Origin of the sequence: Rhodoferax sp. BAB1, from assembly GCF_013334205.1 — a bacterium.
Lineage (GTDB): Bacteria > Pseudomonadota > Gammaproteobacteria > Burkholderiales > Burkholderiaceae_C > Hylemonella.
In genome coordinates this window covers 1861346-1875054 of sequence record NZ_CP054424.1, presented here as the reverse complement: position 1 = coordinate 1875054, position 13709 = coordinate 1861346, and the positions used below count along the sequence as shown (strand labels likewise).

Annotated in this window: 14 protein-coding genes; 7 read left to right on the top strand and 7 right to left on the bottom strand. The window is 67.2% G+C overall.

Annotation, left to right across the window (positions count from 1 at the left end):
• The first annotated feature begins 4 nt into the window (after nt 1-4).
• Complete coding sequence (locus HTY51_RS08955) at nt 5-1129, top strand: SMP-30/gluconolactonase/LRE family protein (RefSeq protein WP_174252417.1); 1125 nt, start codon at nt 5-7, stop codon at nt 1127-1129.
• A gap of 33 nt (nt 1130-1162) precedes the next feature.
• Here the strand turns inward: HTY51_RS08955 and HTY51_RS08950 are convergent, their stop codons facing one another.
• From HTY51_RS08950 to HTY51_RS08920, 7 genes are all read right to left on the bottom strand, one after another.
• Nucleotides 1163-1633 carry a RidA family protein gene (locus HTY51_RS08950; protein ID WP_174252416.1) on the bottom strand — a complete coding sequence of 157 codons (471 nt, stop codon included), beginning with the start codon at nt 1631-1633 and terminating at the stop codon, nt 1163-1165.
• Between the two features lie 13 nt (nt 1634-1646).
• Nucleotides 1647-2351, bottom strand: coding sequence for a glutathione binding-like protein (locus HTY51_RS08945; RefSeq protein ID WP_174252415.1), 705 nt, complete (start codon nt 2349-2351; stop codon nt 1647-1649).
• A gap of 111 nt (nt 2352-2462) precedes the next feature.
• Nucleotides 2463-2960, bottom strand: coding sequence for a CDP-archaeol synthase (locus HTY51_RS08940; protein WP_174252414.1), 498 nt, complete (start codon nt 2958-2960; stop codon nt 2463-2465).
• Nucleotides 2957-3526 carry a CDP-alcohol phosphatidyltransferase family protein gene (locus HTY51_RS08935; RefSeq protein WP_174252413.1) on the bottom strand — a complete coding sequence of 190 codons (570 nt, stop codon included), beginning with the start codon at nt 3524-3526 and terminating at the stop codon, nt 2957-2959. Before HTY51_RS08935 ends, HTY51_RS08940 begins: the two co-directional genes overlap by 4 nt.
• A 42-nt stretch (nt 3527-3568) precedes the next feature.
• Complete coding sequence (locus HTY51_RS08930; protein WP_174252412.1) at nt 3569-4405, bottom strand: hypothetical protein; 837 nt, start codon at nt 4403-4405, stop codon at nt 3569-3571.
• Between the two features lie 130 nt (nt 4406-4535).
• Nucleotides 4536-6209, bottom strand: a complete 1674-nt coding sequence (locus HTY51_RS08925; RefSeq protein WP_174252411.1) for a phosphoethanolamine transferase — start codon at nt 6207-6209, stop codon at nt 4536-4538.
• A 56-nt stretch (nt 6210-6265) separates the two neighbouring features.
• The gene (locus tag HTY51_RS08920) at nt 6266-6952 is read right to left on the bottom strand and encodes a hypothetical protein (RefSeq protein WP_174252410.1); all 687 of its coding nucleotides are present in this window, start codon (nt 6950-6952) and stop codon (nt 6266-6268) included.
• A 262-nt stretch (nt 6953-7214) separates the two neighbouring features.
• Here HTY51_RS08920 and HTY51_RS08915 point away from each other — a divergent pair, with 262 nt between their 5' ends.
• The 6 genes from HTY51_RS08915 (at nt 7215) to HTY51_RS08890 (ending at nt 13648) form a co-directional block, all read left to right on the top strand.
• On the top strand, nt 7215-8030 hold the full coding sequence (locus HTY51_RS08915; protein WP_174252409.1) for a LytTR family DNA-binding domain-containing protein: 816 nt from the start codon (nt 7215-7217) through the stop codon (nt 8028-8030).
• Between the two features lie 204 nt (nt 8031-8234).
• Entirely contained in the window at nt 8235-9098 is an 864-nt protein-coding gene (locus tag HTY51_RS08910; protein WP_174252408.1) for a xanthine dehydrogenase family protein subunit M, read from the top strand.
• Nucleotides 9099-9119: 21 nt separating this feature from the next.
• On the top strand, nt 9120-9611 hold the full coding sequence (locus HTY51_RS08905) for a (2Fe-2S)-binding protein (RefSeq protein WP_174252407.1): 492 nt from the start codon (nt 9120-9122) through the stop codon (nt 9609-9611).
• 26 nt (nt 9612-9637) lie between these two features.
• Nucleotides 9638-12043, top strand: coding sequence for an aerobic carbon-monoxide dehydrogenase large subunit (locus tag HTY51_RS08900; RefSeq protein WP_174252406.1), 2406 nt, complete (start codon nt 9638-9640; stop codon nt 12041-12043).
• A gap of 63 nt (nt 12044-12106) precedes the next feature.
• Nucleotides 12107-12706 (top strand): CoxG family protein, encoded by a 600-nt coding sequence (locus HTY51_RS08895; protein WP_174252405.1) that lies wholly within the window; start codon nt 12107-12109, stop codon nt 12704-12706.
• Nucleotides 12707-12718: 12 nt separating this feature from the next.
• Nucleotides 12719-13648, top strand: a complete 930-nt coding sequence (locus HTY51_RS08890; protein WP_174252404.1) for a MoxR family ATPase — start codon at nt 12719-12721, stop codon at nt 13646-13648.
• Nucleotides 13649-13709 lie beyond the last annotated feature (61 nt).

The window sequence follows — 13709 nt, the reverse complement described above, 5'->3', positions numbered from 1 at the left end:
CCCCATGAAGACATCCAGAATCAAGAAGATCGGTCTGGCTGCGGCACTGCTGCTGGGCGCCGCGGTGCTTTACCTGCTGGCCTGGCCGGTGCCCATCCGGCCCGTGGCCTGGGACGCGCCGCCGGAGCCGGGGTATGCCGGGCCGCATACCGTCAACACCCGGCTGGCCAAGCTGCAGATGATCGACCTGAAGGGCGAGGTAGGGCCCGAGCACATCGTGTTCGGCAAGGACGGCAAGCTCTACACCACCGTGGCGAGCGGCAACATCCTGCGCATGGACGCAGACGGCAGCCAGCAGCAGGTGTTTGCCAACACCGGCGGGCGGGTGCTGGGTTTTGATTTCGATGCGTCCGGCAACCTGATCGCGGCCGACGCCATGAAGGGCCTGTTGTCCATCGCGCCCGATGGCAAGATCACCCTGCTCACCGACCAGGCCGGCGGCGCGCCCATCCTCTACGCCAACTCGGTGGTGGTCGCGAAGAGCGGCAAGATCTACTTCAGTGATGCCTCGGGGCGTTTTGCCCCCAGGGACTGGGGCGGCACCTTCGAGGCCAGCGTGCTCGACATCCTGGAGCAGGCGAGCACCGGCCGTGTGCTGGAATACGACCCCGCCACCAAGGCCACCCGCGTCGTGGCCCGTGGTTTGAGTTTTGCGAACGGCGTGGCGCTGAGTGCGGACGAGCGCACGCTCTTCGTGGGCGAAACGGGCCAGTACCGCATCTGGAAGGTGGCCGTTGCTGCGCAGAATCTGGACCTGGCGACCTTGCCGAAGGCCGGCAACGCCGAGGCCGGTGTGCTGTTCGACAACCTGCCCGGTTATCCCGACAACCTGATGCGCGGCCTGGACGGCCGCATCTGGGTGGGCCTGGTCAAGCCGCGCAATCCCAAGGTCGACCAGCTGGCGCAAAAGCCCTGGCTGCGCAGCCTGACGTTGCGCCTGCCGCGGGCCTTGTGGCCCATCCCCAAGGCCTACGGCCATGTGTTCGCCTTCAACGAGGCAGGGCAGGTGGTGACGGACCTGCAGGACCCCAGCGGGGCCTACCCCGAGGTGACGAGCCTCACGGAAACCAGGGACCGCCTCTATGTGCAGAGCCTGCACGCGCATGGGCTGGGTCTGCTGGCGCGTTGATCTGATATCAGGGCAGGCAACATCGCCGGGGCATCAATCCACCGCGGCAATCAGGTCCAGCTCGACAGCCGCATTTTTGGGCAGCTGGGCCACCCCGACCGAGGTGCGCGTGTGCACGCCGGCTTCGCCGAGCACGCGGAACAGCACTTCAGAGGCGCCGTCCGCCACTTCGCTGAGTTGCGAGAAACCGTCGACCGCCTGCACGAACACCGTCACGCGCAGCACGCGGCTGACCGCGTCGAGCGCGCCGGGGGACTGGCGCAGCAGGGCCAGCGCGCGCATGACGCAAATTCTGGCGGCCAGCTGGGCGCGCTCCAGCGTCACCTCGCTGCCCACGCGCCCCGTCACCACGATCTCGCTGCCGACCCGCGGCACCTGGCCGCTGACGAAGACCTGGCCGCCGTGGCGCACGAACGGGGTGTAGTTGCCACCCTTCTGGAGTTCGCCATTGAAGTCGTAACCCAGCTCGCGGGCCACGGCCTGGAATTCGCTCTCGCGGGACATGTGCCGATCCCGCTCAGGGGCGCTTGGGTATGTCCAGCCCGCGCCGCACGGCCGGGCGCGCGACGAAGGCCTCCAGCACGCGCGTGACTTCCGGGAAGTCCTCGATGAAAACCAGCTCGCCGGCCTTGTAGCGCACGAGCAGGTTACGCACCCAGGGGAAGACGGCGATGTCGGCGATCGAGTACTCGTTGCCCATGATCCATTTGCGGCCCTTGAGGCGCTCGTTGAGCACGCCCAGCAGGCGGCGCGATTCGGCCACGTAGCGCTCGCGCGGGCGCTGGTCCTCGTAGTCCTTGCCGGCAAAGATCGTGAAGAAGCCGAGCTGGCCAAACATGGGGCCCACGCCACCCATCTGCCACATGAGCCATTGCAGGGTTTCGTATCTGGCCGCGTCGTCTTTCGGCAGCAGCTGGCCGGTCTTGCCGGCGAGATACACCAGGATGGCGCCGGACTCGGCCAGCGCCAGCGGTTTGCCGCCGGGGCCATTGGGGTCCAGGATGGCCGGGATCTTGTTGTTGGGGTTCAGGCTGAGGAACTCGGGCGAGAACTGGTCTTGCTTCTCGAAGTCCACCAGATGCACTTCGTAGGGCAGGCCGGTCTCTTCCAGCATGATGGAAACCTTCACGCCATTGGGCGTGGGCAGGGAATAGAGCTGCAGGCGCTCGGGGTGCCGGGCAGGCCACTTGCGGGTGATGGGGAAGTCGGCGAGTGTGTTCATGGCGTGGGCAGATGAGTTGAACGTGCCGCTCACTGTAGCCCAGGCCGGCGGTGCCTGCAGGCCGCGCCTTGCGGGCCGAGGCAGGGGCCGTGCGCGCCCGGCGGTGCGTCCTCAGTAGGGCTGGTCGCGCAGCCCCAGCCGATGGGCCAGCCAGGCCAGCGGGATCTCGAGCACGAAAAAGGTCAGGGTGACGGCCGCGATCTGCAGCAGGCCCAGATCCAGCGTGGCCTGCAGCAGCAGGAGGGGCAGCAGCGCCTCGGGGATCTGGTCGAGCCCGGTGGCGCGCCCGCTGGGCGGGGTGCCCAGGCGGCGCTTGGTGAAGCTGGCCAGGGCGTCGCCCAGCATGGCACCGACGCCGAGTACCGCGCCGATGGCCGCGGGCAGGCCCAGCAGGGGCGCGGCCAGTGCGCTGGCCAGGGTGGCCGCCACCAGGCCGCGCACCGTCTTGGAGGCGCCGAGCAGGGGCCGGCCGTCCAGGAAGCCCAGGCCACCGTCGAGCGGTGTGCTCCAGCGCGCGCCGAACAGGCGCTTGGCGACCAGGGGCGCGGTGTTGGCCACCGCCAGCAGCAACAGCAGGCGCAGGGCCGTCCAGAGTTCGTCCAGGCTCATGCGCTTGCGTCCCCGGGCGTAGGGGGCTGGCGCGCCGCGCTCGCCTTGCGGCCCCAGGTGTAGATGTAGTGCCCGCCCGACAGCACGATGGTGCCCAGCGTGGCGGCCAGCAGCGCGCTGCGCCAGGGGCCGTCGGGCAGGTAGTCGGCGCGGATCGCGAGCAGCGTGACCAGCAGCAGGAATTCGAGCGCGGTGTTGAGCTTGGAGAGGCGGCTGGGCGACATCTCCACCGGCCGGATCAGCAGGTGGAAGGCCAGGGCGCCCGCGACGATCACGGCGTCGCGCAGGACGACGGCCAGGGCGAACCACCAGGGCAGGGCCTGCTGGAAGGCCAGCAGCAGGGTGACGGTCAGCATGGTGAGCTTGTCCGCCAGCGGGTCGGCCACGGCGCCGAAGCGGGTGCGCTGGTTCCAGTGGCGGGCGATCACGCCGTCGGCCCAGTCGGACACGGCCGACACGAGGAACAGCGCGCAGGCCAGCCCGTGGTTGCCGCGCAGCAGTTGCAGCCCGATGACCGGCACCAGGGCAAAGCGCAGCAGGGTCAGCGCATTGGGGAGGTTGAGCATGGCAGCAGCTTAGCCGAGGCGTGTGTCAGCCGGGACCGGGAACTACACCGCCCGGGCGTCGCCGCGCGGGCTGTCGGTCCGCAGGTCCGGCGCGTGGACCATGGCAATGCTGAGCCACACCGCGACGCTGAAGTAGAGCGTCATCCAGGCGATCTCGGCCCGCCAGTCTTCCCAGCGCCAGGACAGCACACAAGGCCGGGCCGCATCGAGCAGGCCCTGGGCCAGGCTCAGGTAGGGCTGGCCGCTGGCCTCGTCCGCGAGCCAGCGCGTCCAGTACATGGGCACGTCCACGTGCAGCATGAACAGGATATAGGCCGCGCCGGCGGCCGCCAGCGCGGCCAGGCGCCTGCGGTTGGCAGCGGCGCAGCGCGGCCACAGCACCACCAGGCTGGCGACCACGAAGCCTGCGGCCAGGGTCCAGAGCGATTCTTCGATCACATGGCCGAGGTGGGCCCGCGTCAGCACCGCGTACCAGGAGCAGAGCTCGGCCAGCACGATGGTCGGCAGCAGCGCTCTTGCGGTGGTCCGGGCCACGGCGCTGTCGTGGACGCGGGCCATCTCCCCAAGCAGGAGGGCCCACTGGGCGGCGAAGCTCAGTTCGGCGAGGGTGGCCACCGATCGCCCGAGCAGCACGTTGGACAGCCAGCTGTCGACCACGCAGTGGCGCGCGATGTCGTGCACCGGCAGGACTGAACGGTAGGCGCAGCCGAGGACGAAGACGGCGGACAGCATGAGCTGCAGGCGCCGGGCGGCGTAGAGCCCGGCCGGCATCAGGGGGCGGCGCCGCTGCAGGGCTCTGGCCGAGAGCAGCCACAGCAGCAGGTTGAGCCCGCCGAGCGTGCAGAGCACAATCCACCAGGCCAGGACAGGGTTGGACATGGGGCGTGGCGTTGCGGGTGGGCGTGGGGTGGCGGGCCGGTCGGCCATAAGCGGCCATGTTACGCCGCGCGGCTGAAAACTTTGTGACGGTCGCCTCGCCGCGCGCCGCAGCGAGGGGCCGGCGCCTGCCTCAGCCCTGAGGATGGGCGCCGGGGCGGCAGCCGGCCAGCACGTCCAGCGCGGGCTTGTGCACGGTCGTGCGCACCTGGGCCAGGTCCAGCACGGTGTGGAAGAGGTTGTCGTGCGAGAGCGGGCGCGCGGCGCTGGCGCGCAGGCAGTCCGGCTTCAGGTCCAGGCGCTGTTGCAGCGGGGCCGAGAGCCAGAGCGCCATGGGCACGCGGGTCTGTTCCTCGGGGGCCATGCGGTAGGGCATGCCGTGCAGGTACAAGCCTTTTTCACCCAGCGATTCGCCGTGGTCGGACACATACAGCAGGGCCGTGGGCCGGCGCTGGGCCTGCAGCCATGCCACGAGCTCGCCCAGCAGATGGTCGGTGTAGCGGATGCTGTTGTCGTAGGCGTTGACGATCTGCTCGCTGGGGCAGGCCTGCAGGGCGGCCCCCGTGCACTCGGGCTGGTAGCTCTTGCGTGCCGCGGGCGAGCGCTTGTGATAGGCCGGGCCATGGCTGCCCATCTGGTGCAGCACCACCACCGTGCCGCGGGCGCGGCGCGCGGGCTCCAGCTGGGCCAGCTGCGCGGGCAGCTCGCGCAGCATCACTTCGTCCAGGCAGCCGTCGCCATCGCACAGGCCGGGCCGGGCCAGGGCGCTGGTGTCCATGTGGGGCACACGATCGCACACGCCCTTGCAGCCGGACTGGTTGTCGAGCCAGAGCACGGCCAGGCCGGCGCGCTGCAGCACGTCGAGCAGGTTCTCGTGGGGGGCGTTCGCGTCGAAGTAGGCCTCGCGCCCCAGGTGCGAGAACATGCAGGGCACGGAGTCCTGGGTGTTGGTGCCGCAGGAGCTCACCTGCGGGTAATAGACCAGATTGCCCTGGGCCTGCAGCGCGCGCAGGCGCGGCGTGGTGTCGCGCGCGTAGCCGCCGATGCCGAAGTTGGCGGCGCGGGCAGTCTCGCCCACCACGAGCACGATGAGCGGGGCGTTGTCAGCGCTGTCGTGCGTGAGAGAGGCCAGGGTGGCGTCCGCGCCGATGGCCTGCAGGGGCAGCTGCGCGTGCGCGGCGCGGCCCACGGCGTTGCGGCCGACGGCGTAGAGGCTGTTGTAGGGGTTGACCATGTAGCGCAGGGGCTTGTGGTTGCGCGTGAGCGAAGCCAGGTCCTGGAAGCTGGCCCAGCCCAGTAGCAGCACGACCATCATGGCCAGCGTGGCCGCGCCCAGCTGCTGGACCAGCAGCCGGCGCGCGGGCAGGGCCCGCACGGGCTGGCGCCACCACCACCAGCCGGGCAAGACCACGCCCAGCAGCAGGGCGCCCAGCATGCCCCAGGAGAGCAGGTCGCGCACCTCGCGCACGTCGGTGTGGGCGGCGTTGGCCAGCATGCTGGCGTCGATCACCACGCCGTAGGCCTGCATGAAGTAGCTGGCCGAGGCGGCCATGAGCAGCAGCAGCAGGCCTGCCGGTTTGCGCCAGCGCGGCCAGACCGCCACGCTGAGCAGGGCCAGGGTCAGCGCGAACAGCAGCAGACCCAAGTTGACCGTGGTGGCCAGGGCGTGCCGGCCATGGGTTTCAGGCAGGCGCCAGACCGCGCCCCACAGCGGCAGATTGCCCAGCGTGGTCAGCCACAGGGCCAGCACGGCCAGCAGGGCCAGCGGGTGCCAGGGCGTACGGGGGGCGAGGGCTGAGGTGGTCATGCTTCAAGAACCGGGAGTGAACCCGGTGATTCTTGAAGCCTTGCCTTAAGCGGGCATTAAGACGGGCGGGCGCGCTGGCGCCAGGCGAAGAAAGCGCGGTACAGCGCCACGCTGAGCACCATGCCCCAGGTCATGCCCACGAACATGCCGCCCAGCATGCCGGGCAGGGTGCTGCTGCCGCTGCCGATCTGCCAGCGCGCCAGCCAGACGGCGCCGGCCGTCATGCCGATCAGCATCCAACCCGAGCACATCAGGTTCTGCGCGAATAGCGAGCAAAGGTAACGGCCGCAGTGCGGGCGCAGCACGCGCAGGCTGGGGATGGCGGCGAGGCCGCCGGCCAGCATGCCCGCATGCATGCCGGGCAGGAATTCGATATGCAGCAGCAGGCTGTCGACGAAGCCCAGGCCGCTGGACTGCACGCACAGGCTGTCCAGCCGGGCCGGGCCGGACTGCAGCACGTCCCACAGCAGGCCCAGCAGCATGCCGCCGAAGCCCAGCGAGAGCATGACGTGTGGCGGCGAGAGGCCGGCGCGCTGCGGGCGGATGAAGGCGAGCGCGGCGCAGCCGATGGCCACAGCCAGCAGCGTGAGCGCAATGAGCAGAGGCTGCGCGCTGCCGGGCAGGGCCGAGCTGCGGCCCAGGAACCAGAGCGTGAACGCCACCAGCGCCACCAGCAGGGCGGGCGTGAGGGTGGCCGAGCCGATGCTGCGGGCCAGCCAGTGGGGTTGCGGGGACGGGTTCATCGAGGGACGGGAGCTATCCAGATTTTGTCTACCAGGTATTTAGCCGGAAGCTGCCGGAGGCGCGGGTTAACACTATGGTGAGTGCGGGGCGACTCCATAACACTCCACTTCTTGCTGATAATTGCACTGTAACTGGCCTTGTGGGGCGACAGCCGACTGGATGAATGAAGCGCAGCGACGCTGCATGATTGTCCGCCTAGCCTGCACGAGAGGCGGGCCGGCCGTATCGACCACCCTGCCACCGATACTGGAATACGACGCGATGAAGACCTGCCCCGTGGCCCACAACACCGCCACCAGCGCCAATTCCAACTCCAACTCCTGGCTCTATCTGCTGGAGCGCTTCGACGTGGGCGTGATCCACCTGGACAAGAACCTGCACGTGGCGGGCATGAACGACTTCGCCCGGCGCAGCCTGCCGGTGCAGGACAAGCTGCCCTTCGACAAGTACGTGCTGGACTTCCACCCCGACGCGGCCAAGAACAAGGTGAAGTTCCTGCTGGATCAGGCCGAGTGCCCCGTGAACAACGCACCGCCCATGGCGATGATGATCAACATCCCGGACCGCATGCTGCTCATCAAGGTGTCCAAGATGGGTGACGCGCAGGGCGCCACCACCGGCTACACCCTGGTGTTCTACGACATCACCGACGTGGTGAGCCACGAGCACGAGGGCGGCGCGCGCGGCAACCGCGACAACGAGGAGACGACAGAGCGCCGCCTGCTGCGCAAGATCCCCACCATCAAACAGAACCGCGTGCTGCTGGTGGACGTGCCCTCGGTGTCCTTCATCCGATCCGAGGGGCACTACACCTGGGTGCACACCGGGCAGGGCAGTCAGTTCTGCAACCTCAACATCGGCGACCTGGAAGGGCGGCTGGACCCGCAGCTCTTCCTGCGCGTGCACCGCAGCTACATCGTGAACCTGTCGCATGTGGACGAGATCGTGCGCGACGACGGCCGCATGACGCTGCGCATGATGGGCTCGACTCCGGTGGAGATTCCGGTCTCGCGAGCCAGCGCGCCGCGCCTGCTGGAGCAGCTGGGGCTGGCGAATCCGGTACCCGAAAAAAGTTGAGGCGCATCGCCGCATCGCATCAGTGCCTGCTTATGTGGTGATATTTAGACCCCTGATCGTTCGTGCGGCTGAATTGCCGTTCGTGCAGCGTGTCCAGCGGTTGATTGTTTTGTGCTCCGTACATAAGAAGCAAGAGTTAGATTCCACAACTTGTGTTTGTGTTCGATAAGCCCTTCAAGGCCATACTGACAAAGAGGAGACACCGTGATTCCACCCGAATTTGCCTACCATGCGCCCCGCACCGTGCCGGAGGCCATCAAGCTGCTGTCCACCCTGGGCGGTGACGCCAAGCTGCTGGCCGGCGGCCACAGCCTGCTGCCCATGATGAAGTTGCGCTTTGCCGAGCCCGGCGCGCTGATCGACATCAACCGCATTCCAGAGCTGCGCGGCATCACGGAAGCCGGCGGCATGGTCCGCATCGGCGCCATGACGACCGAGAACGAACTCATCGCTTCCACGCTGCTGCAGCAAAAGCTGCCCTTGCTGGCCGAAGCGGCACTGCTGATCGCCGACCCGCAGGTGCGCAACCGTGGCACCATTGGCGGCGACATTGCCCATGGTGACCCCGGCAACGACCACCCGGCCATCACCATGGCGCTGGACGCTACCTTCGTGCTGCAGGGCCCCAAGGGCGAGCGTCAGGTCAAGGCCGTGGACTTCTTCCTGGGAACCTACATGACGGCCCTGGCCGAGGACGAGATTCTCACCGCCATCCTGGCCGCGCCTTTCGCGGCCGGCACCGGCTATGCCTACCAGAAGCTCAAGCGCAAGACGGGTGACTTCGCCACGGCCGGCGCGGCCGTCATCCTCAACATGAAGGGTGGCAAGGTGACCCAGGCGCGCATCGCTCTGACCAATGTGGCGCCGACTGCGTTGCGCGCCAGCGAGGCTGAAGCGGCTCTGGTGGGCAAGGCGATCGACGACGCATCGCTGAACGCCGCCGCGGCTGCTGTGCGCGCCGTGTGCGACCCGGCCGAAGACCTGCGTGGTGACGCCGAATACAAGACCGCCATGGCCGGCGAGATGGCCAAGCGTGCCATCCGGGCAGCCGCGGCGCGCTGCAAGTAAAAGAACAAGAGGAGATTCCCCATGAGCAAGCACATCGTTTCCATGAACCTCAACGGCCGCAAGGTCGAGGAGGCCGTCGAGCCGCGCACCCTGCTGATCCACTTTCTGCGCGAGAAGATGAACCTGACCGGCGCGCACATCGGCTGCGATACCAGCCACTGCGGCAGCTGCACGGTCGATATCGACGGCCAGTCGGTCAAGAGTTGCACGCATCTGGCGGTGCAGTGCGAGGGCAGCGAGGTCAAGACGGTCGAGGGCCTGGCCAATGCCGGCGTGCTGCATGCCGTGCAGGATGCCTTCTACAAGGAGCATGGCCTGCAGTGCGGCTTCTGCACCCCGGGCATGCTGATGCGCGCCTACCGTTTCCTGCAGGACAACCCCAACCCCACTGAAGAGCAGGTGCGTATCGGTATGGCCGGCAACCTGTGCCGCTGCACCGGTTACCAGAACATCGTCAAGGCCGTGCTGCTCGCCGCCAAAACCCTACAACAACCCCAAAAAGTGGCCGCCTGAGCGCCGCCACGATCAAGGAGACAAGCATGAACGCACCGATCACTGATCGCGAAAAAGCCCTGATGGGCATGGGCGAGTCCCGCCTTCGCAAGGAAGATGCCCGATTCATCCAGGGCAAGGGCAATTATGTCGACGACATCAAGCTCCCGGGCATGGTGCACATGGACATCGTGCGCTCGCCGCTGGCCCACGCCCGCATCAAGAAGATCAACAAGGAAGCCGCGCTGAAGGTGCCCGGCGTCATCGCCGTGCTGACCGCCGAGGATCTCAAGCCGCTCAAGCTGCACTGGATGCCCACACTGGCCGGTGACGTGGCGGCCGTGCTGGCCGATGGGAAGGTGCATTTCCAGATGCAGGAAGTGGCCGTGGTGATCGCCGAGGACCGCTATGCCGCCGCCGACGGCGTGGAAGCGGTGGAAGTCGAGTACGAGGAGCTGCCCGTGGTGGTGGACCCTTTCGAGGCGCTCAAGCCCGGCGCCCCCGTGATACGGGAAGACCTGGCCGGCAAGACCGAAGGCGCACACGGCAAGCGCAACCACCACAACCACATCTTCAGCTGGGACGCCGGTGACAAGGAAGCCACCGACGCGGCCTTCGCCAGCGCCCCGGTGACGGTGACGCAGGACATGTACTACCCGCGCGTGCACCCCTGCCCGCTGGAGACCTGCGGCTCGGTCGCCTCGTTCGATCCGGTGCGCGGCGAGCTCACCACCTACATCACCAGCCAGGCGCCGCACGTGGTGCGCACGGTGGTGTCCCTGCTCTCGGGCATCCCCGAGTCCAAGGTGCGCATCATCTCGCCCGACATCGGTGGCGGCTTCGGCAACAAGGTCGGCGTCTACCCGGGCTATGTCTGCTCCATCGTCGCCTCCATCGTGCTGGGCCGTCCGGTCAAGTGGGTCGAGGACCGCATCGAGAACTTGTCGTCCACCGCGTTCGCCCGCGACTACCACATGACGGGTGAACTGGCGGCCACGGCCGACGGCAAGATCCTGGCGCTGCGCACCAACGTCGTTGCCGACCACGGCGCCTTCGACGCCTGCGCCGACCCGACCAAGTTCCCCGCCGGCCTGTTCCACATCTGTTCGGGCTCCTACGACATCAAGGCGGCCTATTGCAAGGTCGACGGCGTCTACACCAACAAGGCGCCCGGTGGCGTGGCCTACCGCTGCTCCTTCCGCGTGACCGAGGCCGTGTACCTGATCGAACGCATGGTCGACGTGCTGGCGCAGAAGCTGAACATGGACAAGGCCGAGATCCGCGCCAAGAACTTCATCAAGAAGGAACAGTTCCCCTACACCAGCGCCTTCGGTTTTGAATACGACTCGGGCGACTACCAGACCGCGATGGACAAGGTGCTCAAGGCCGTGGACTACAAGGGTCTGCGCGCCGAACAGGCGAAGAAGCGTGCCGACCCGAACTGTCCGACACTCATGGGCATCGGCCTGGTGACCTTTACCGAGATCGTCGGCGCTGGCCCCAGCAAGATCTGCGACATCCTGGGTATCGGCATGTTCGATTCCTGCGAGATCCGCGTGCACCCCACCGGCAGCGCAATTGCGCGCATGGGCACCATCTCGCAGGGCCAGGGGCACCAGACCACCTACGCACAGATCATCGCGACCGAATTGGGCCTGCCTTCCGAGGTGATCCAGGTCGAGGAGGGTGATACCAGCACCGCGCCCTACGGCCTGGGCACCTACGGCTCGCGTTCCACGCCGGTGGCCGGTGCGGCCATCGCGCTGGCGGCGCGCAAGATTCACGCCAAGGCCAAGAAGATCGCCGCCCATCTGCTGGAGGTCAGCGAGGCCGACCTTGAGTGGGAGATCGACCGCTTCAAGGTCAAGGGCAACGACGGCAAGTTCAAGACCATGAAGGACATCGCCTGGGCTGCCTACAACCAGGCGCCACCCGGGCTGGAGCCCGGCCTGGAAGCGGTGCATTACTACGACCCGCCGAACTTCACCTTCCCCTTCGGTATCTACCTGTGTGTGGTCGACATCGACAAGGGCACGGGTGAGACCAAGATCCGTCGCTTCTACGCGCTTGACGATTGCGGCACGCGTATCAACCCGATGATCATCGACGGCCAGATCCACGGCGGTCTGACCGAAGGCTATGCGGTGGCCATGGGGCAGCTCCTGTCTTTCGACAAGCAGGGCAACATCCAGGGCAACTCGCTGATGGACTATTTCCTGCCGACCGCGGTCGAGACGCCGAAGTGGGAGACGGACTACACGGTGACGCCTTCGCCGCATCACCCGATTGGCGCCAAGGGTGTGGCCGAGTCGCCGCACGTGGGCAGCATCCCGACTTTCACCAGCGCCATGGTCGACGCCTTTGCCCACCTGGGTGTGACCCACTTCAACATGCCGCACACGGCTTACCGCGTGTGGCAGGAGTTGAAGAAGAACGGGGTCGTCACCAACTGATCCCTGTCATATCGGGGCGGATGCGCCGTGGCGCATCCGCCCTATGTTTTTTAGGATTTAGCTATGCAAGTCACGCTCGATAAACAGTACCCCGTGGCCGCCGGCATCGATGCCGCCTGGGCCATTCTCTCCAATCTCAACGAGCTGGCTACCTGCATGCCCGGTGCGTCAATCACCGAACAGGTGGACGCCAGCAATTACAAGGGTGCCGTGCGCGTGAAGGTCGGCCCCGCGGTGGCCGCCTTTGCCGGCACCATCGAGGTGCTGGAGCTCGATGCGGCCAGCCACACGCTCAAGATGATGGGCAAGGGTGCCGACAAGAGCGGCTCTTCGGCCTCCATGGAACTCACGGCCAGCTTGCTGCCGGCAGAGGGCGGCCACTGCACGCTGCGGGGACACTCCGAAGTCATCGTCAACGGCAAGTTCGCCCAGTTCGGGGGCCGCATGATGACTTCCGTCTCTGACATGATCCTGGCCCAGTTTGCCGAGGTGTTCTCGCAAAAGGCGCAGGCCGTGCAAAGCGCTGCTGCGCCCGGCGCCGAAGCGGGTGTCGGGCCGGCGGTCGTTGCAGCCCCGGTGGTCGCCAAGGAATTCAATGCGCTCGGGTTCATGTGGGCCATGATCAAGAGCTGGTTTGCCGGCCTGTTTGGCCGCAAATCCTGACGCATCGCCACCATGTCGCTGACTGACGCGCTCGCCACGCCGCAGGGTTTGCGCGAACGCCTGTTCCAGGCCGGCTACATCGCCGACGAAGACTTGGCCAGCCTGGTCTGGATGGGCTTGTCGCTGGAGCGTCCGCTGCTGCTCGAAGGCGAGGCCGGCGTCGGCAAGACCGCCATCGCGGCAGCCTGTGCCCGTGCGCTGGGACGTCCCCTGTTGCGCCTGCAGTGCTACGAGGGGCTGGATCTGAACCAGGCCGTCTACGAGTGGAACTACAGCCGCCAGCTGCTGGAGATCCGTCTGGCCGAGGCCGGACAGGGTGACAAGTCGGCACTGCGCGACAACCTGTTTTCCGAAGCCTTTCTGCTGGAGCGTCCGCTGCTGCAGGCCATTCGCTCGCCCGAACCCTGCGTGCTGCTGATCGACGAGATCGACCGTGCCGACGAGGCTTTCGAGGCCTTCCTGCTGGAGATGCTGTCCGAGTACCAGGTCACGGTGCCGGAGATAGGCACGCTCAAGGCGATTACCAAGCCACTGGTCATCCTCACCAGCAACGGCACGCGCGACCTGTCCGACGCCTTGCGCCGGCGCTGCCTGTTTCATTACGTCGACTTTCCCTCGCTGGCGCGCGAGATCCAGATCGTGCGTACCCTCGTGCCCGAAGCCGCGCAGCGCCTGGTAGAGGAGGCGGTGGCTTTCGTGCAGCGCCTGCGCAAGGAAGACCTGGACAAGACGCCCGGTGTGGCCGAAACACTGGACTGGGTGCGGGTACTGTTCAAGATGGGCATGAACGAGCTGCCGGTGGAGCCGCAACTGCTGCTGCCGACGCTTGCGGCGCTGCTCAAGACACGCAACGACAGCTGGCAGATCACGGCCGAACGTGTCGGCAAACTCATCGACGGCCCGCGCATCGCACAGGACGTGGGTGTCGCGGGAGTGAAATGACCCTCCTGTGTCGGCTGTCACCGCCTTCGCCCCAAGGGGGGACAACGCCAGCGGCCCGGCA

Excerpts from the sequence above, each read along its gene's own strand:
- HTY51_RS08925 (WP_174252411.1), bottom strand. The coding sequence starts at position 6,209 with ATGACCACCTCAGCCCTCGCCCCCCGTACGCCCTGGCACCCGCTGGCC.
- HTY51_RS08905 (WP_174252407.1), top strand. The coding sequence starts at position 9,120 with ATGAGCAAGCACATCGTTTCCATGAACCTCAACGGCCGCAAGGTCGAG.
- HTY51_RS08950 (WP_174252416.1), bottom strand. The coding sequence starts at position 1,633 with ATGTCCCGCGAGAGCGAATTCCAGGCCGTGGCCCGCGAGCTGGGTTAC.
- HTY51_RS08915 (WP_174252409.1), top strand. The coding sequence starts at position 7,215 with ATGAAGACCTGCCCCGTGGCCCACAACACCGCCACCAGCGCCAATTCC.
- HTY51_RS08935 (WP_174252413.1), bottom strand. The coding sequence starts at position 3,526 with ATGCTCAACCTCCCCAATGCGCTGACCCTGCTGCGCTTTGCCCTGGTG.
- HTY51_RS08895 (WP_174252405.1), top strand. The coding sequence starts at position 12,107 with ATGCAAGTCACGCTCGATAAACAGTACCCCGTGGCCGCCGGCATCGAT.
- HTY51_RS08890 (WP_174252404.1), top strand. The coding sequence starts at position 12,719 with ATGTCGCTGACTGACGCGCTCGCCACGCCGCAGGGTTTGCGCGAACGC.
- HTY51_RS08955 (WP_174252417.1), top strand. The coding sequence starts at position 5 with ATGAAGACATCCAGAATCAAGAAGATCGGTCTGGCTGCGGCACTGCTG.
- HTY51_RS08930 (WP_174252412.1), bottom strand. The coding sequence starts at position 4,405 with ATGTCCAACCCTGTCCTGGCCTGGTGGATTGTGCTCTGCACGCTCGGC.
- HTY51_RS08945 (WP_174252415.1), bottom strand. The coding sequence starts at position 2,351 with ATGAACACACTCGCCGACTTCCCCATCACCCGCAAGTGGCCTGCCCGG.
- HTY51_RS08920 (WP_174252410.1), bottom strand. The coding sequence starts at position 6,952 with ATGAACCCGTCCCCGCAACCCCACTGGCTGGCCCGCAGCATCGGCTCG.
- HTY51_RS08900 (WP_174252406.1), top strand. The coding sequence starts at position 9,638 with ATGAACGCACCGATCACTGATCGCGAAAAAGCCCTGATGGGCATGGGC.
- HTY51_RS08940 (WP_174252414.1), bottom strand. The coding sequence starts at position 2,960 with ATGAGCCTGGACGAACTCTGGACGGCCCTGCGCCTGCTGTTGCTGCTG.